Origin of the sequence: Vibrio sp. LQ2, from assembly GCF_023920125.1 — a bacterium.
GTDB classification, from domain to species: domain Bacteria; phylum Pseudomonadota; class Gammaproteobacteria; order Enterobacterales; family Vibrionaceae; genus Vibrio; species Vibrio fluvialis.
Genome location: NZ_CP085308.1, coordinates 2,826,657 through 2,844,390 on the forward strand (window position 1 = coordinate 2,826,657; position 17,734 = coordinate 2,844,390).

The following is a 17,734-nucleotide window of genomic DNA, read 5'->3' on the forward strand; positions in this document are numbered from 1 at the left end:
GCTTCATGCCCGCTTTTTGTTTTGAACCACTGTTTATGTAGAACCAATCCGATTTGAACGGGTTCTTTCGCTATTTAAATTGGCTTTGCAATGCCCGGCTCACCGCCAATTTTCGCTCACCGATGTAGACGTACATTTTGCCCGTGAACTCCTTTTTCACTTTATCCACCTTAGCGACATTGACGGCGACGGAGCGATGGATTTGCCAGAACTGTTCGGGGTTGAGCTGGGCCAGCAGATCCTTAAGCGATGAGCGCAGCAGATACTCTTCGATTCCACGCTCGCCCTGCTTGTAAACCGACAGGTATTTATCTTCCGCTTTGAGATAGAGCACATCTGCCGCAGCGATCAAATGAATCTCCTCGCCCTTGCTCGCTTTCAACCAAGTCAAATAACTGGGTTTAACGTTGAGCTGCGATAGCTGGGAAATCAGCTGCGTCATGTCCGGCGCGGCTTGCTCGGCGCTTTGTAATCGCTGCTGCAAACGTTCACAACATTGTTGCAGACGAGATTCGGTCACCGGTTTAAGCAGATAATCCGCCGCATTGGTGTCAAAGGCGCGCAGCGCGTACTCATCAAAGGCCGTGACAAACACCACCAGCGGCGGCTTGATGAGTCCTTTGAGTTTATTCGCCAGTGCCATGCCATCAAGCTTGGGCATTCTGATGTCCAGAAACACGATGTCCGGCTGATGCTGATGAATGGCTTCGAGTGCCGTTTCCCCATTATCCGCTGTGGCCACCACCGTGAGTTGTGGCCACAGATCCGCCAAAGACTGGTTGAGATGGCGGCGCAGCAACGGTTCATCGTCTGCAATCAGCGCGGTCACGTCAGGCCGCATAGTGCTCTCCTTGTGAGTGTTCCATCGCGTGTTCAGCGATTCGAATAGCGGCCGTCACGCCGCCCTTTGCGTTCTGAGTAATCGTGAAATTGGCATCATGACCAAACAAACCGTGAAGACGCTGACGCACATTCTCCAGCGCGATACCATTCCCTTTGGGAATATCGCTGAGCCCGGCGCCATTATCAGAGACCGTGAATACAATCGAGTCCTGCAGGCGTTCAATCGCCACGTTCACTTCTCCGCCCTCCGCTTTGGGTTCAATGCCATGCTCTATCGCATTTTCCACCAGCGGCTGCAACAGCATTGGCGGCAGGCAGAGCGAGTTCCACTGCTGACCAGCAGGTAAGCTGTAGCGCAGGCGGTCTCCCAAGCGAATCGCCTGAATTCCGAGATAAGCGTCAATCAATTCCAGTTCATCTTTGAGAGTCGAAACACCCTCGCGACGGCGCATTGAACTGCGCAATAAATCGGTCAGTTTTTCCAGCATACGCTGCGCTTTGTGCGGTTCGCTGGCAATCAGCGCATTCACATTCGCGAGCGTGTTAAACAGAAAATGCGGTTCAATCTGGCTTTGCAGCTGTTTGAGTTGACTCAGCAACAGTGCTTTCTCCTGTTCGCTCTGACGACGTTTCGCCACTTCGAGCGCATTTTCTGCCACCAGTTTTTGCTCATGGGCATAGAAATAGAAAAAACACAGCGCGGTAAACATAAAGCCCAGCATCACCACCGGTTTGAGCGCGGCAATACTGTCGAATCCCGGGTATTGATTCAACCACATGTACGCGTTGGCGGTGCCCAGCACCATTCCGCCAGCCAACGCAAGCAGATTGATATAGCGGGTAGAAAGCGATGGGAACGCCGCCCCGAGCACCAGTGCACACATATACGCACTCAAACCGTAACCAAAGCTGATGATGAGATGGCCGCTGAGCGGGCTTGACCAGATAGCCTGAGTGCCGAGCGCAATCACAAAGCAAAACAGCGCGGTAAATGTCAGGCTCTTGCCATGACGTTTTAGCCAAAGAGTTGTGTCTGTCATGAGACGATTCCTTTATCAATGAGTGGATCCTAAACAGTTCAGGCGGGTTTGCCTACGCGCTCCCTTTAATGCCGCAACGAAACGTGCGGCACATCCCTTTTCTGTGTTGTCGGGAATCAGATTAAAGCGATTTGAATACTCATTTGGCGCTTTGCGACGAACGGTCATACTCTGGCGTGAACGGTTATCTGTCAGCGTCATTGACGCAGAGAAATCGAATCAGCAACGTTCACATACTAAAAAACCAGCCCGAAGGCTGGTTTTCATCTTTTCAGCAGAGTGGTCTATGGCACACCATGGCCTTTCGACGCGACCCAAACTCGATACCACTGTTCGCGGCTGAGAGTCAGATCCAGTGCTTCAACGGCCGCTTGTACCCGCTCGATTTTACCCGAACCGATGATCGGCAGAGGTTTGGACGGCAGTGCACGAACCCAAGCGTAGATCACTTGATCAATGCTCTCTGCGCCTAACTCTTCACGCAGTTCTTCTAAAACAGCGCGCACACGTTGCGCCTGCTCAGAATCCCCGTTAAAGATAGCGCCGCCACCCAAACATGACCACGCCATCGGACGGGTACGCAGCATCTGCATTTGATCCAACGTTCCATCGTGCGCGACGTCGAAATTGAGGGGGTTAATTTCCACCTGGTTGGTTACCAGCGGTTTACCCAGACGCGACTGCAGCAATTCGAACTGCGCAGGTGAGAAGTTCGATACGCCGAAGTGTTTCACTTTGCCCACTTTGTGCAGCTCGGTAAACGCTTCAGCCACTTCGTCTGCATCCATCAACACATCCGGACGGTGAATCAGCAGCACATCAATTTCGTTCACACGCAGACGTTCCAGCGAGTTGTTCACCGACTGGTAAATATGCGCCGCACTGGTGTCGTAATGGTTGATTTTGCGCTCTGGGAATTTCGCGCTGCACAGCTTGATGTCACACTTGGTGACGATCTGCAATTGCTCGCGCAGCGACGGTTCCAACGCCAACGCTTCACCGAACAGTTGTTCACACTCGTAGTTGCCATAAATATCAGCGTGATCAACCGTTGTGATCCCAAGCTCGAGGTGCTGTTTCAGGAAGGTCAAACGCTCTTGCGCCGTCATACCCCATTCGCCCAGACGCCAGTAACCTTGTACTAGCTCAGAAAATTCCGGGCCTTGAGAGGCAATCGTTACTTTCGCAACCATGGTTTTACTCCTTTTCTCTCTTTGGCGAACATCCTAAGCTTGTTTCCCTGCCACCTCAACGGATAGACTTGAGAAGTTCGAACTGGAGTACGAAGTTGTGAGTTTTGCTACACGTTTACAAGAATTGATCGGCGAAGAGAGCATCAGTGGCTTTGCTCGCCGGGTAGAAATGTCTGAAGGTCTGATCCGCAAATATCTCAAAGGCAGCGAACCCAGCCTGTCTAAAGCTAACCAGATAGCGATGCGTGCCAACTGCTCACTGGAGTGGCTGGCGACCGGTTGTGGTTATCTCTACCGTCAGGCCGAAGTGGTGGACATGGACGCTTACGCGCTGGCGCACAGGTATGTGACAGGCAACGTTTTATCGAGCAGTGATCAGGAGCAGCAGCGTCTGATCATCTCCGGATACCAGTATCTGCGGGCACATAAAAAAGCCGATGGCTATCTGGATGAAACCGCCATGGCGGCATTTTTGCAGCGTCATCCTAAGGAGCTGACACCGTCCGCGTAAAAGTCAGGGTAATATCTGAACCGTCAGTGAAAAGCTTGGCCTGCACGTCCTGATGCCGCCAAATCAGAGTTTTGGGAAATGCCCGCGCATGTTGGTTGAGAAACACAACCAATGCTTTATCCGTTGCTTGCCAGCTTTGTATCTGCATCTGCTGCACCACATCAAAGGTGGCCTGATCCACTTGCGCATGTTGAAGTTGAAAGCCATCTTTGCGTAATCCAAGCTGCAACTGACTCCAGTTGTGCATACTGTAATCGGCATGCAGCACCATCTCATTGGAACGATCATGGTGAAACGCCACCTCAGCCCATACCGTTGTGGCGTAATAGGCAAAAGGTTCGCTGCACCACTTTTTTACCGACGGCATTTCACTGCACTCGATCCAATCACTGCGCTCAGCAAACGCTGCCTCATCCACATTCTGCCCCAGCAGATAAGGCGGCAGAAAATCCGGATGCGCCGCCGTTGACGTCAGGCTCCAACACGCCATCACCGCCACACTCATCCAGCGCCATTTGTTCATGAATCTCTCCTCTTTGCGGCCAGTGTGCCTTCATTGATTCACCAGTACAACCGCCTCGCCTCTACGCCTTTGAATGGCAAAACGTGAGTCACTTCAAGCTCTTGGGGCGTAGGCTCAGGAAGGATGTATCCTGACACCGCAAGGAGTAATGTGGAGCGTGAATAATTCCAACAATATCCCGACTACTGGCATCGTATCTCTTTTCGTTGAATCGGGTATGGGTAGAGAGGGAAACGAAGCAAGGACCTGAAAGAGTATGAAACTCAGCACCCTGACACTGGCACTGCTCGCCGTGGCTCCTGCCGCCATGGCCTCGCCCAACCTGACGATTTCAACCACCACCAACAGCCGTGATTTTCCACTCAGCAGCGAAGAGCCATTAGTGGTGCCGTTAACCAAAGATGACTACACACTGCGCATCACCGGTGTCGACGGACAATGTCAGGCTCCGGCAGAACAGAGCGTAAAGTTCAACACGCCGATTGGCCTCAATTGTGGCAGCGCGACCGAACTGCCGCTTAAGATTCGTTTTACCGGTGAATACGCGTTCAGTTACGACGCCAACGCCCACACACTCACGTTTGTGCGCCAGGCCACAGCGTCGGCCAAGAAAGAGTTCAAGCGCCCGATCCCGAATGTGTCATGCGAAGTGTATCAGGGTGGCGATGTCACGCTGACACTTGGCAATACGTTTGCCGATGGCACCCAGCTCAAAGATGCCTTTACCCAACAAGTCGTTACCGTGCAGCAAGGCAAAGTCACGCTCACTCCGGCCAAATCCAGTGGTGGACTGGTTCTGCTAGAGCCAGTAAAAGCCAAGTCGCAACCTTTTACCTATCGTAATGCCAACATCTACTTTGTGATGGTTGATCGCTTTAAGAACGGCGATCCGAGCAACGATCACAGCTATGGCCGTAAAAGCGATGGCAAAGATGAAGTCGGCACCTTTCATGGCGGCGATTTAAAAGGTGTGATCGCCAAACTCGACTACATCAAGAGCCTTGGCACTGACGCTATTTGGCTGTCACCGATTGTCGAACAGGTACGCGGTTTTGTCGGCGGTGGCGACAGCGGATCGTTTCCGTTCTACGCCTATCACGGCTACTGGACTCGCGATTTCACCAAAATCGATGAGAATTTTGGTGTCGATGACGATCTGAAAACTCTGGTTTCCGAAGCACACAAACGCGGCATGAAAGTGCTGTTGGATGCGGTCATTAACCACGCTGGCTATGCCACGCTGGCCGATTTGCAATTCGACGGTATTGATGTGGTCAATCCGGCCAACTTACCGAAAACCTGGGCTGATTGGGCACCTGAAGCTGGCGAGAACTGGCACAGCTTCCATCAAAACATCGATTACAAAAGCCCGAACTGGCAAGAATGGTGGGGTGGCGCTTGGGTGCGTGCTGGCTTACCGGGCTATCCACAACCCGGTTCCAGCGACATCACCATGACGCTGGCTGGCCTCCCCGATTTTCGCACTGAATCGACCGACTATGTCACGCCACCCAAATGGCTGTTGAATAATCCCGGTACTCGTGTGGTCGCCAAAGACAACTACACGGTTTCCGATTATCTGATCGAGTGGCAAAGCGATTGGGTCAAACGATTCGGCGTAGACGGTTACCGGGTTGATACCGTTAAGCATGTTGAGGGCGATGTATGGAAGCGCCTCAAACAGAGAGCGAGCGAGAGCCTCAATGAGTGGCGTGCGGCCAATGGTCAGCAAGGCGAACCGTTCTGGATGATGGGCGAAGTCTGGGGCCATCGCGCCTATCGCAGCCCCTATTTCGACGACGGTTTTGACGCTCTGATCAACTTCGATATTCAAAAACGCATGGACACCGGAGCAGCATGCCTGAGCCAGATGGCAATGGTGTATCGCGATTACGCGCAAACGCTGGCGAAATACCCGGATTTCAATCCCGTCAGCTATATGTCTTCACACGATACGGAGCTGTTCTTTGGCCGCTTTAAGTCGTTCGATATGCAGCGCAATGCGGCCAATGCCCTGTTGCTGACTCCGGGTGCGGTGCAAGTCTACTACGGTGATGAAGTCGGCCGGGAAGCCGGCCCATACGCCGATGATTTCCATCAGGGTACCCGCTCAGATATGGTGTGGGATCTCAATGCCGATCGCGAGGCTTTGCTTAAGCATTGGCAGACCGTGGGGCAATTCCGTCAGCGTCATCCGGCCATCGGTGCCGGCGAACATCATGTCATCGAACAAAAGAATGCTTACGTGTTCTCGCGTACGCTGGACGACGATAAAGTCGTAGTGGCCTTTGTAGGCCGCTAACTCAGCCATCCAAAGAAAAAAATAAAGCGCACTCTGGAGTGCGCTTTTTCTTAAGGGAAATAACAAGGGATCAGCAATCAGTCCAGACGCAGCGTCAAACCTGAGTAAGCGCTGTAGCCTTTCAACATGACATGGTAAGTCGTGCCAGGAACCGCAGAGATCGAACATTGCTCACTGTTACCTGAACGATATGGACGACAATCCCAAGAACTGGTGGTTGGTTTGCTGCCTGCTTTCACGTACAGGTCTGCATCGCCCGTTCCTGAACCGATAGAAACGGTCGCTGTAGACGCGCTGCTTACGGTAAAGGTGTAGAAAGTTTCAGAGCCCGCAGAACCAGAAAGCCCGGTCACAGGTTGGCCTTTCACCAGTTCATTGCCAGAATCAACAGAACAAGATGAGTTCACACCCACAGTGGTAAAGGCTGCACTCACGTCGTTCACGTTGTAGCCCAGATCTTGCGCCGCTTTCACGACACCACAAGCGCCTTCATCAAACGTGCTGTTTGGTGTCCAGTACAACTGGTTTGCCACCGCAAACACTTCAAAGCCTTTGCGAACGTTCCAGCCCTGTTTGTTAGACAGCAGGTAGAACGCACGGTTGAACACACCGCTGGAGTGGTGCACGTCAATACCGCTGTAGTACTGAGAAGCGTGATCGATAGAACTGCCATCTTTAGACGGAGTATCGAAGTAGCGCAGACCGCCGGACGACTTAAAGATGTCGCTGCCGACCACCCAGTCTACCGAGCCACGCATGTAGTATTCCGCCGCTTCACCCGCGATGTCAGAGTACGCTTCGTTGATACCGCCAGACATACCTTCATACACCAGACCAGAGTTTTGCTCGGTAAAGCCGTGGCTGACTTCGTGCGCACTCACGTTGATATCCACCAGCGGGTAAAAGGTTGAATAGCCGTCACCAAACGTCATGGCAGAACCATCCCAGAAGGCGTTCTCGTAGTTATTACCATAGTGCACACGCATGGTTAACTGAAACGTCAGCGGAGATGTGTTCAGCCAGTCGTTATACATATCGAATACCACTTTACCGAAGTAATGGGCATCGTTCAGCGGAGAATACGCACCGTTCACCGCTTTATAATCGTTGTAGTTACTGCTGTTGTTACAGTCGTAGCTGTACGCCGTCGTGCCTGAGGTTTTGTTTTTCAGGTCAACGGTTTTGACCGCAGAACTCAACATGGTACAGGTTGAACCGGTTTTGCTGATGGCAAAGCCCGGGTAATTAGTACCGTATTGATACATGCCCGTTTTCTGGTTACCACCAGGGCCAGTACCCGTTGCATCGGCGTGTGCGAGGCCATCCCACTGTTTCAACACTTCGCCGCTGTTGGCGTCGATGAAGTAGAAAGGACGTGCAGGCGTGTCCGACGCCACAAAGAAGTTCACCAGATAAACCAGTTGCGCTTGTTGATTGTCGTCCAAACGCACCATCAGTACCGCAGATTGGTTTTCCATCGGCAGTTCCTGACCAGCAAAAGAGGCGTTGGCCGCACTAAAGTTGTCCGCCGCTTTGGCAATGGCCTGTTTCTCATCGAGCGCTGGCTGCACTGTCGCCACATCCGCTTCAATGCCTTGTGCCATCATGCCCTGTACTTTGGTTACCCCTTTGCTCGACTCTGTCGCAACCACGGCAGTATTGAACACTGGAACACCGTTATACATTTGCTGATAACGTACTTTTACTTTGCCGTTTGGCAGTTTAATGGTTTTGACTGCCTTATAACGGTTTGCCTGAGTGACGACGCTGCTTTTCTGCTCAGTCAGCGCTTGCTGAAACTGACCGCTGTCTTCAACCGCAACCCATTGCGCGGCAGAAACCGGGAAAGCCATCACTGAACCCACTGCGAGTAAGCCTTTAACTTGACGTTGTAGTTTTTTCATTTCTCAGTCCTAGAGAGTGTGAAAATAGTTAGATTGCCTTTTAACTGGCATCTGTTGACCTGCGACGAACGTCGCCCATTGAAAGTGGAACAAGAAAATCCAGCTCGCCACTCGGTCAAAAAAATAATTTTCACCCCATGTTCATTAAAGCTTACAGTGACTTAGCGGAATGAGGGCTCATTGATAAAAAAGACAGGAAAATCCTAGTTATCAATCAAAAGTTTATATTTAACTGATAAATATATGCACACAAAAGCATACACATATTTGTCAATAGATTTGGTCGCGACAGGCACAAAAAAAGGCAGCTTTCGCTGCCCTTCCCGATAAAAATATCGATAAAAAATCAGAACTTATAGCCGCCTGCAATCATGAAGACCCAAGGATTGATTTTCACATCAGTCGAATATGAGTTACCTGAAGTATCTTTGTATTTCGCGGTGGTTTCGATGTTTGCATACCAGGCTGATGCGTTCAGGAACCAGTTGTCGTTGATTTTGTAATCCACGCCCAGGTTAGCCGCCAGACCCCAAGAGTCGTCCAGTTTCAGATCTCTCAGATTCGCACTTTCACCTGTGCTGTTGAATTTTTCATCGAAGAACATGGTGTAGTTAATGCCCGCACCGACATATGGACGAAAATCAGATTGTGGCTCCGCAAAGTAGTATTGCAGCATGAACGTTGGCGGTAGATGTTTAGTCTCACCGATTTTGCCAAGACCTCCTAGGTCAGTCGAAATATCGTGAGAGAAAGGTGATGCCGCCAGCACTTCAAAGCTGATGTTGTTGGTGATCATGTAGCCAAGAGTCAAGCCTAACTGAGTATTGCTGTTTACTTTCAGCTCTTCATCGCTACCAAGAATTTTGTCACTGCTGTCATTTGGGACTACTGCAGCCAGACCTGCACGAACAATAAAGTCACCTTCTTGGTGAGCCAGAACGTTCGCTGAAGCCAGCGCTGAAAGTACAGCAAGTCCGCAAAGTGTTTTTTTCATTATGTGATTTCCTTTTTCTAGGGCTAGAGTTTGTAGTTCTTGTTGCTGCGCACAGTAGCACATAAAGACCACACATTTTTGATGGAAATCAATTTGTAAAATTTATTGCGGCAAATAGTAGAAAAATGCAAACCCCATCACTTTTTATTGCAATTATCAAACATTTATCTAATGCAACTTTTGCGTGCGTCACAAGATGCCATTCGATTCTCACTTGACTTAGATCAATTCAGGTGAAGTTTGCGAATCGAAACTTTGGACGAGATCTACACTTATGATGATGGGTTAAACGGTGAAAACAGGAGGGCGTTATGAGCTTAATTCCGCGTGACTCTTGGTCAGATTTCTATCGTTTGTTCGACAATGCCTTTCCGGCACTTCGGCCTCGTTTCGATACCGACACTTTCTCTCCCCGTGTAGATGTGATTGAGAAAGAGACGGCATTTGAAATCATCGCCGATCTACCGGGAGTGGCAAAAGATGACATAGCCGTCACCTGCCGCAATGGTACGCTGACGATTGAAGCTTCAACCACGAAAAACGAAGAAACCAAAGAACAGGACAAAGTCATTCATAAAGAACGCTATCACGGCAAAATGGTGCGCAGCTTCTCTTTAGGCGACAACGTGGATCTGAAAGAGATCTACGCCGAATTTGAAGAAGGCGTTCTGGTGGTGGTCGTTCCCAAACTGGAAGGCAAACCTGAAGAGAGCCAACGTATCAACATCAATTAACTGGCTCTTAATCGGCGCGGCGCTGGCAACAACGCCGCGTTTTTATTGTGGATAATTTGCTGATCATTTGACCTTTTGCTAACACCACCCCGCCAGATCCCGACCACAATGATCCCGTCAATACAAATCAGACTGGAGTAAGTATGAAGAAGATCATTCTGCTGCTTGCCGCCATGTTGTTTAGCAGCGTTGCTCTGTCTGGCATGCGCCTTGGTGCGCCGCAAACGAACCTGAGCACCGCCAGTTACCAGACACAAAAGCAAGCCGCCGAAGCGGGCGAAGCCATGATGGCCAATCTGCAAGCAATGCCCTCGCAAGAGCTGTTAAAAGTGCTGCCGATTTACGACGACAATGTAGACAGCAAAAGCGTGCGAATCAGCCAGATTCGGCGCAGCGTCAAACCGGTCGCCGAGCCCAGTGGCCAGATTGAGTTTCAAAGTATTCTGACCGTTAACTACCGTTATCAGTATTACCCTCACGACGAGTAGTCGCTCCTGCCTGATGAGTTCCCCCGCTCATCAGGATTTTTTATCCTCGCCAGCGGCTTTATTCCACTTTCTGTGCGCTTCATAACCCAGTCTTAACCCTTAATCCGCTAACCTTGGTTTAATTCCTTCGTTTGAGATGCATTGGACATGAACAACACCTCTGTTTTCGCCTTCGCTCTGGCGACCCTGCTTAGTCTGGTTTTCCCCAGCACCGCATTCAGTGAAACTGCGACGCAACCCACCGAGTCGGTCAGTACGTGGAACACGGCCTACGGCGGCGTCGACAAAAGTTATGATACGCATTTGCTCACGCTGCGCGATGAGATTGCTCCGACCTTCCAGACGCTGACTTTTCACGACAGCGTGACGGGGCTCACGATGGACTACAATCTTTACATCCCTGAAGATTACGACAGCAATAAAAGTTACCCATTGGTGCTGTTTATGGCCGACGCCAGCACAACAGGCAAAGGTGCAGAAGCGCCGCTTAAACAGGGTTACGGCGGTATTATCTGGGCAACGCCGGAAAATCAGGCTAAGCATCCTAGTTTTGTGTTAGTGCCTGCCTTTGCTGGACCAGACAACGCCACTAATGACGACTGGGAAATTTCGCAAGAAGTGCCAATGGCCCTGCGTCTGCTCAATCACATCACCTTCCAATACAACGTTGATAAAAGCCGTATTTACACCACCGGACAATCGATGGGTGGCATGGTCTCTTTTTATCTCAATGCGCACTATCCGAACCTGTTCGCCGCTTCACTGTTTGTCGGCAGTCAATGGGATGTAAAGGCGTTGGATCCCCTGGCTAATATGCACTTTTTCTACATTGTGTCTGCTGGCGATCAAAAAGCGTCGGCGGGAATGAAGGCCCTCGGCGACATGCTGAGCGACAAGGGCGTCTCCGTCGCCAGCACCGAGTTTTCCGCTCAGCTCCCACACCAAGAACAAGAGCAGAAGATTCAACAGTTACTTGCCAAAGGCGAAGCCATCAATTTTGTTCAGTTCACGAAAGGCACTGCACCACCGAAAGGCAATACCCACCCTGGGGCAGAGCACATGTATTCTTTTGATTATGCGTATCAGCTGGAAGGCGTCCGTGACTGGCTTTATGCACAGCGTAACAGTGCCTATGCCGATGTGGAAAACATCTACCTGCACGACAACGCTACGCAGGCATTTACTGATTTTCTGACGCTGGCTGAACACAACAATAGTCTGGCTCAATACGAAGTCGGCAAGGCATATCAGCAAGGCAACGGGACGGATAAAAATATGGTCAACGCGTTGGAGTGGTACAAGCACTCAGCCACGCTTGGTTATGACCGCGCGATTCTGGATCTCGGCATTTTCTATCTGGAGGGAAAGGAAGTGCCACAGGATTATACGCTCGCTCATCAATACTTTGAGCAGGCATGGCAATATGGTCACATGAAAGCGCCCCGTTATCTCGGTTTAATGGCAGAACATGGCTTGGGAGAAAACGTCGACTACGCCAAAGCAATGAAAATGTACCGGGCCGCATCTGATGCTGGCGATATTACCGCAGCCGCTTTGATTGGTCATTTGTATGAGCAAGGTCTGGGCGTCCCCCAAAGCAACACCGATGCCCTTAACTGGTATCTCAAAGCCGCACCATCCCCCGAGCAAGCAGCGGCCAATGTTCACCCCCGCATTCAAGCGCTGCTTCGCTTGGGGTATTTCTATGAACATGGCATCGCAGTGACTCAGGATAAAACTCAGGCGCTGCGCTGGTATCAGGTGGCAGCTAACGACCAGAATGCCGAAGCAATGGCAGCAGTCACGCGCCTTTCCCACTGAGCAAGGAAATAAAAAAGCAGCTCTGAAAAGCCGCTTCAAGAAAGTTTGCCTTATATGCCGATATTCAGCATATAAGGCAGCAATATTATTATTTTGTTGGCGGTGTGCCTTCAGCATTTGAAACAACCGCATCCATTTGAATCAATGCGCCTGATAGGATTTTTTCAACACCAATCACGGTTCTTGCTGGAAGTTTGCCATTGAAAAACGTCGTGTATACCTCATCAACCAGATGCAGGTCAGCGATATTGGTCAGTTGAATATTGACCTTCACCAAATCATCCATTTCATGACCAATGCTTTCAACGATGGACTTAATATGTGTGAGACACTGCTTCGCTTGCTCGCCAGTATTCCCGTCTACCAGTTTTCCTGTCTGTACATCCACAGGAAGCTGCGCTGAGATATGGTTGTAGTGAGAGAAAGCCACTGTTTGCGTTGAAAGCCCACTCACCGGTGCCAATTCGGTATTGTTCGCGCGAATCACAAGCCCGTGTCTGTCTTCCACTTCTTGTGGTGGAGTGCCGTCGCCATGAGAAATAACCGCATCAATTTGAATCAATGCATTCATTGGCAGGCCTGCCGCTTGGGTCACGGTACGCGCTGGGACATAAGCGACGCTGCGAGCGATGGACGAGTCAGGGAAGAACGTCATGTACACTTCATTCACTTGCTCAATGTCGGCAAGATCTCTCACCTGAATGCCCACTTTGACAATATCATCAAACGGTACATCAATACTTTCTAACACTGTCTTTAGGTTACGCAAACACTGAGCCGTTTGCGCCTTGATTCCACCTTCAACCAACGCGCCTGTATTCGGATCAATGGGCAGTTGCGCAGAAAGGTTGTTGTAGTGCGAGAAAGCCACTGAATGAGTGGATGTCGCGCTCTGAGTCACGCGATTACTGTTTCTCGCCAGCTTAATCAACGCGCAGGGTTCTTGAGGCTGGGTACCTTCACCGTTAGAGATTAAAGCGTCAACCTGAATCAGTGCATCACTGTTAGGTAGTTCAGCCACTGCAGACACTGTTTTCGTTGGGAAGTATTGAGTAAAGAACGTCGCCATCACTTCGTTGACTGCGCCTGCATCGTCAATATTCTTAAGGAATACATTCACTTTAACCACATCATCCATCACGTGCTCAATGCTCTCTACGATAGATTTAATGTTTTCAAAACATTGCTTCGCTTGCGCTTTGATGTCCCCTACCACCAACTCACCACGTTGAGGATCAATCGGCAGTTGCGCCGAGATATTGTTGTAATGAGAGAAAGCAACACTTTGTGTAGAGACTGCATTGATTGGCGCTCGGTCTGTATTTCGAGATAGCTTGATGATCTTACCGCTCATGATGATAGGTATCCTTATAATAGGTTTGTAGGGGATTTTGATAGTGATTATTTAGGGCTTATCTTTCTAAGAGCGCTGATGGTAATTCAAGGCTATTTGCATGAGTGTGATGAAATTCAAAATTCAATTTCACTGGCAAGCTTACACGCCTTGGATAATTAGTCATGGCAAGACTAATTATCCAAACAATCCAGAATAAACCTCACTATATTTATTCAATAAGCGTATTCATTCCCTGAAAATGAATATATAGCATTTAAAATATGCCGTTTATTTTAGGTTAGATATTCAAATGTGATGGCGGCTTCACAACATACTAAGGAAACGACCCGCGCCAGACCAAATCGAGTGCTTTGATACCCGCATTTAATGAATAGATTTTTGTTTGAAATATCGCAGATACAAAAATCCAACTCCGAGCTGGACTTTTAAACAATCTATCTACATTTGCCTTAAGGATTTAACGCCGTCATCCCAGCCTTCATGTTCGTACAAGGTAGCGTTTTGGCATTTGACTTAGCTTCCCTTACAGAAAACCTTTTTATCGAAGAGGTTCCGATTGATCACACATTCCGGTTGATTACTTTAACTCGCAAATGGGAAAAGTGTGTTAGCGTCTTTACTAAATTAGCATTTAAAATGATTATTTGAGACATTGTAAAAACTCTAGCTTAGTGAGCAAATTTACTCATCTATTGCAAAATAATCTTTTATCACTACTTACTAACCCCCTCCAACGAATCAATCACCACCAGATCGTAACTCATTGTTTGAATTGACTTTTAATTATTCATCCAATTATTAAATTTAATAATTATCGAATTAATGCGCCTAGCCTCACAATAAGTCACAAGTATTCTTCTGTTTCTAATTGACCTTAATCATACAAGGAAATAAACCCATGAAATCGACCTTACTGTTAGTTATTTCCGTCGCTGTCTTTGGTTGGGCCGCAATTAGTCCGGCTAACGCTATGACGTGGCAGGGTGCCTACAAGAGTGAAACAAAGGGCAAGTTTGTAAAGATCTGCAAATACAAAATTGCAGGGTCTAAAGATGAGGCTGCAGTCACTGTCAGCGCTTACGAAATATGCCCACGCGTCTACTCATTCAATCTATAAGAAGGAAATAAACAGATGAAAAATTTAGCCTTTATATTCCTAGCTACGCTACTTGCCAGCGAGGCACGGCCTACGAAACGAATATAACCACTGTAACTCGACTCCTTTCCCACTGGCGGAGAACACGAGGCTTGGGTCTTTCTCGTGACTTTGAAGATGCGTCACAACAGGATCCACGTAACAAGGTTTTGGACATTTCCGAGTTTAAGCATTAACGCTAACTCGTCATTTTCGGATGAAAATTTCTATGGGCTAACGCCGCATTAAGGTGTGAGCGATGCTTGCCAATACTTGAGCGAAGCGAAACTGCCAAGCGTTGCGAATCACTCTTAAATGCTTTGTTAAATTTCCAAAGCGCGCCACAATACATGAATATTATCTAGCGCTTTGTCATCCTTGGCGATTGCCGCAATTCCAATATTAGCTGTATAAGCAATAAAACAGACCTCTCTGATAACATCAGACAACTGCTGATCGGTAAGTTTTAGTCGCATAGTTTTGCCATCAAATCGACGTTGTGTTTGTTGAACCAACCCATGAGTAAAGCTATTTAGAACACCATAGTTTCTCCCCATGTATCGCTCTTCCAAAATGTTTCCACACCCAACTTTTTCATCAATTTGCTTGACCATAATTGCCAACTTTGGCCAATTATTATCTTTATTCATCAGAGTCTGAAGCTTGTCTTCATTATCAACACAACTATCAATCCACATACCTCTAATACTCGCTTCGACACAAGACCGAAGCAAAGCCAAAGCAGAAGCTTGATTGTCTATAGAAAACAAATAGCCTATTGAATTAGCGTGCTCATTGGCGAGATCAAAATATGACGCTACAAATGCTTCCTTTCCACTGCACTTTATGCCTTTGAGTGCTCCTGCAGCGGTAACGTCATCTAAGAACTTTATGTACTTGCTGATCATAACTAACCTCGGAAATTTAACGCCCAATTAAGGGGTGAGCAACGCTACCACCCAACCTAAGGCATTGTGCCATAAACACTAAACTTGAAGTAGAAGCAAAAATGCCAAGCGTTGGGAATCCCTCTTAAATTGTTTGTTAGCCCTGAGGTCAATACGTGCAACTGTCACTAAGTAACTCAACAGCATCGATAAGATTGTCATAGTGAATAAGATGTATCTGATTATTCCTAATACTTTGCCGCTGAATTCTATACGTTTTATCATTAAAGTCACCACGCCTGCCGGCGATTACCACATAGTTAATCCTAGACCTGTCGAAATGGCAAAATTCTTCAGGAAGAGGATCGTCCAACTTTTTATGCTTTTTGAAAAACTCTTGAAGAACGCTGTAGTTTCGTTCAAGCCAAAACTCCCAGTCTTCGATTTGTGCTTTACCCTTTCGAAAAACTGTTCCCAAGTCGCCATTTAAGGTGGTAACGCTACCATTTGGAGACTCTAACTCAACAAATACGAAGTGCCATCCATCTGAATTTTTGCCCACAAGTAAATAGTCTGCTTTGTATGATGTTCCTAACGGAAATTCACGAAATAAATGAGCAGCATGATGACCAAAGTTATAATATTTTTTAAGTAAAGAACCTATAATGAAGAATGCTGGTTCACTGTTAATATAATTTAAAATATCTCGCTCTCGAACGTCAGACTTATTTAGTAAATCTATAAATCCTTTTAACAGCAATTGAATGTTGTCGGTGTCTTTCAGGTCCATCGTATCAAGATACTGATTCGGAAATAGACTCTGAAAATGCCTAGCCGCTCGCGGGTATTTTGAAAACAGATTTTTCCTAATCTTTACCCTGCTACCAGGGTTAACGATCTCTTCTTGCTTTACTTTTTCCCACTCATCCATTTCTTCAGAAGTTAAGAATCGGTAATCTCGATTGTTACTAGTCACATAAATTTCCTAATTTTCGAATAAGGGCTAACGCCGCATTAAGGTGTGAGCGGCGTTTGGCTATACTTGAGCGAAGCGAAATTGCCAAGCGTTGCGAATCACTCTTAAATGCTTTGTTATGTCTCTTTATCAACGAGCTTACAGAACGCATTTTTCCCTACAGAAAACATTGCCCAAACTAATGCTATGACTGCTCCTACGATAGCTCCAAAGGAAACGCAAATAGCTTTTGAAATCGCAATTGCAGCAGCTGTAGAAATCGCTGCTAGAGCAGTGCCATTAGCCTTAGTCATTCTTTTTCTTACCGCTGCGTATGTTTTGCTATTTGTACAGAACAGGTCATAGAACTCATTCTTTATACACTGCCACAATTGAGATTTTTTGCTGTAGAAGCATGAGCTTAAAGAGTGATTTTTCTCATTGTAATATACATACATTCCCGATGAGTAAAAGGCAGCATTAGATTTTTTTCCGTGAACATATTTCCTTATCAGCGCGATACCAACTGCATCTAAGTTTTCAAGGTTTTCATCTAGGTCTGCTAGCTTCGGGTAATGTAGCAGTATCGACTTACTTTCAACATCCATGTTAGCCCCCTGAACGTATTTTAACTTTGTAATCAATCCACTCAAAAGAGGGACAACGTAAATTAAAGTCAAAGAACTACAAAATTACAATTAGATACTCAACTTAGCCCAGTAAAGTGTCTATTAAACGTGAGGTACTCGGGAGACATAACAGCTTATTAGTGCGCATGCGCGTTTACCTCATTGGACCAGTAAAAACGCGCACAGTTAACTATCTGTATACAATGAACTTATCTTCATTTTGCTAAATATACCATCTAGAAAAACGCGCATGCGCGTTTTCCAAACCTATTATCTCAAGTCGTCAACACATAACTGATTGATAAAAAGGAATTATATGAATTAGTACGTGTATTAACGCGCAAAATTATTTCACTATTTTCCTTGATATTAGGAAATATCAAATAATACTGTATAAATAAACAGCTCTTTGGAGTGA

15 protein-coding genes are annotated in these 17,734 nt (G+C 47.7%); 5 read left to right on the forward strand and 10 right to left on the reverse strand.

What is annotated here, in order from left to right; translation table 11 throughout:
* Positions 1-70: 70 nt before the first annotated feature.
* The 3 genes from LGV68_RS13330 to LGV68_RS13340 all read right to left on the reverse strand — a co-directional run bounded on the left by LGV68_RS13330 (position 71) and on the right by LGV68_RS13340 (position 3,076).
* Positions 71-841: a LytTR family DNA-binding domain-containing protein gene (locus LGV68_RS13330; RefSeq protein ID WP_252535409.1), complete on the reverse strand. Its 771-nt coding sequence runs from the start codon at positions 839-841 to the stop codon at positions 71-73.
* The gene (locus LGV68_RS13335; protein WP_100268969.1) at positions 831-1,883 is read right to left on the reverse strand and encodes a histidine kinase; all 1,053 of its coding nucleotides are present in this window, start codon (positions 1,881-1,883) and stop codon (positions 831-833) included. Before LGV68_RS13335 ends, LGV68_RS13330 begins: the two co-directional genes overlap by 11 nt.
* Positions 1,884-2,167: 284 nt before the next feature.
* On the reverse strand, positions 2,168-3,076 hold the full coding sequence (locus tag LGV68_RS13340) for an aldo/keto reductase family oxidoreductase (RefSeq protein ID WP_172558269.1): 909 nt from the start codon (positions 3,074-3,076) through the stop codon (positions 2,168-2,170).
* A gap of 97 nt (positions 3,077-3,173) precedes the next feature.
* Between LGV68_RS13340 and LGV68_RS13345 the strand changes: the two genes are divergently transcribed.
* A complete protein-coding gene (locus LGV68_RS13345; RefSeq protein ID WP_020328178.1) occupies positions 3,174-3,587 on the forward strand; it encodes a hypothetical protein in 414 nt (137 codons plus the stop codon).
* On the opposite strand, the gene LGV68_RS13350 is transcribed toward LGV68_RS13345, so the two are convergent.
* Positions 3,562-4,110, reverse strand: coding sequence for a hypothetical protein (locus LGV68_RS13350; protein ID WP_252535411.1), 549 nt, complete (start codon positions 4,108-4,110; stop codon positions 3,562-3,564). The two genes, LGV68_RS13345 and LGV68_RS13350, sit on opposite strands and share 26 nt — an antisense overlap.
* Positions 4,111-4,366: 256 nt before the next feature.
* On the opposite strand from LGV68_RS13350, the gene LGV68_RS13355 reads away from it, so the two are divergent.
* Positions 4,367-6,412: an alpha-amylase gene (locus LGV68_RS13355; protein WP_252535413.1), complete on the forward strand. Its 2,046-nt coding sequence runs from the start codon at positions 4,367-4,369 to the stop codon at positions 6,410-6,412.
* 77 nt (positions 6,413-6,489) lie between these two features.
* Here the strand turns inward: LGV68_RS13355 and LGV68_RS13360 are convergent, their stop codons facing one another.
* The gene (locus LGV68_RS13360; RefSeq protein WP_020328175.1) at positions 6,490-8,316 is read right to left on the reverse strand and encodes a M4 family metallopeptidase; all 1,827 of its coding nucleotides are present in this window, start codon (positions 8,314-8,316) and stop codon (positions 6,490-6,492) included.
* 346 nt (positions 8,317-8,662) lie between these two features.
* Positions 8,663-9,310 (reverse strand): outer membrane protein OmpW, encoded by a 648-nt coding sequence (gene ompW / locus LGV68_RS13365; protein ID WP_020328174.1) that lies wholly within the window; start codon positions 9,308-9,310, stop codon positions 8,663-8,665.
* Between the two features lie 311 nt (positions 9,311-9,621).
* Between ompW and LGV68_RS13370 the strand changes: the two genes are divergently transcribed.
* The 3 genes from LGV68_RS13370 to LGV68_RS13380 all read left to right on the forward strand — a co-directional run bounded on the left by LGV68_RS13370 (position 9,622) and on the right by LGV68_RS13380 (position 12,353).
* The gene (locus tag LGV68_RS13370) at positions 9,622-10,044 is read left to right on the forward strand and encodes an Hsp20/alpha crystallin family protein (protein ID WP_020431605.1); all 423 of its coding nucleotides are present in this window, start codon (positions 9,622-9,624) and stop codon (positions 10,042-10,044) included.
* A gap of 143 nt (positions 10,045-10,187) precedes the next feature.
* On the forward strand, positions 10,188-10,532 hold the full coding sequence (locus tag LGV68_RS13375; RefSeq protein WP_222750219.1) for a DUF3316 domain-containing protein: 345 nt from the start codon (positions 10,188-10,190) through the stop codon (positions 10,530-10,532).
* Between the two features lie 147 nt (positions 10,533-10,679).
* A complete protein-coding gene (locus LGV68_RS13380) occupies positions 10,680-12,353 on the forward strand; it encodes an alpha/beta hydrolase-fold protein (RefSeq protein ID WP_252535415.1) in 1,674 nt (557 codons plus the stop codon).
* Between the two features lie 88 nt (positions 12,354-12,441).
* Here LGV68_RS13380 and LGV68_RS13385 read toward each other — a convergent pair whose 3' ends face one another.
* The 4 genes from LGV68_RS13385 to LGV68_RS13400 form a co-directional block, all read right to left on the reverse strand.
* Positions 12,442-13,707, reverse strand: a complete 1,266-nt coding sequence (locus LGV68_RS13385) for a RidA family protein (protein ID WP_252535417.1) — start codon at positions 13,705-13,707, stop codon at positions 12,442-12,444.
* Between the two features lie 1,461 nt (positions 13,708-15,168).
* The gene (locus tag LGV68_RS13390; protein WP_222783101.1) at positions 15,169-15,753 is read right to left on the reverse strand and encodes a hypothetical protein; all 585 of its coding nucleotides are present in this window, start codon (positions 15,751-15,753) and stop codon (positions 15,169-15,171) included.
* Between the two features lie 148 nt (positions 15,754-15,901).
* Positions 15,902-16,708, reverse strand: a complete 807-nt coding sequence (locus LGV68_RS13395) for a Shedu anti-phage system protein SduA domain-containing protein (RefSeq protein ID WP_222734358.1) — start codon at positions 16,706-16,708, stop codon at positions 15,902-15,904.
* Positions 16,709-16,824: 116 nt separating this feature from the next.
* Positions 16,825-17,295 (reverse strand): hypothetical protein, encoded by a 471-nt coding sequence (locus LGV68_RS13400; RefSeq protein ID WP_151419809.1) that lies wholly within the window; start codon positions 17,293-17,295, stop codon positions 16,825-16,827.
* Positions 17,296-17,734 lie beyond the last annotated feature (439 nt).

Coding starts and splice junctions, on each gene's coding strand:
- LGV68_RS13380 (WP_252535415.1), top strand. CDS start 10,680: ATGAACAACACCTCTGTTTTCGCCTTCGCTCTGGCGACCCTGCTTAGT.
- LGV68_RS13340 (WP_172558269.1), bottom strand. CDS start 3,076: ATGGTTGCGAAAGTAACGATTGCCTCTCAAGGCCCGGAATTTTCTGAG.
- LGV68_RS13350 (WP_252535411.1), bottom strand. CDS start 4,110: ATGAACAAATGGCGCTGGATGAGTGTGGCGGTGATGGCGTGTTGGAGC.
- ompW (WP_020328174.1), bottom strand. CDS start 9,310: ATGAAAAAAACACTTTGCGGACTTGCTGTACTTTCAGCGCTGGCTTCA.
- LGV68_RS13335 (WP_100268969.1), bottom strand. CDS start 1,883: ATGACAGACACAACTCTTTGGCTAAAACGTCATGGCAAGAGCCTGACA.
- LGV68_RS13400 (WP_151419809.1), bottom strand. CDS start 17,295: ATGGATGTTGAAAGTAAGTCGATACTGCTACATTACCCGAAGCTAGCA.
- LGV68_RS13375 (WP_222750219.1), top strand. CDS start 10,188: ATGAAGAAGATCATTCTGCTGCTTGCCGCCATGTTGTTTAGCAGCGTT.
- LGV68_RS13355 (WP_252535413.1), top strand. CDS start 4,367: ATGAAACTCAGCACCCTGACACTGGCACTGCTCGCCGTGGCTCCTGCC.
- LGV68_RS13360 (WP_020328175.1), bottom strand. CDS start 8,316: ATGAAAAAACTACAACGTCAAGTTAAAGGCTTACTCGCAGTGGGTTCA.
- LGV68_RS13330 (WP_252535409.1), bottom strand. CDS start 841: ATGCGGCCTGACGTGACCGCGCTGATTGCAGACGATGAACCGTTGCTG.
- LGV68_RS13390 (WP_222783101.1), bottom strand. CDS start 15,753: ATGATCAGCAAGTACATAAAGTTCTTAGATGACGTTACCGCTGCAGGA.
- LGV68_RS13370 (WP_020431605.1), top strand. CDS start 9,622: ATGAGCTTAATTCCGCGTGACTCTTGGTCAGATTTCTATCGTTTGTTC.
- LGV68_RS13385 (WP_252535417.1), bottom strand. CDS start 13,707: ATGAGCGGTAAGATCATCAAGCTATCTCGAAATACAGACCGAGCGCCA.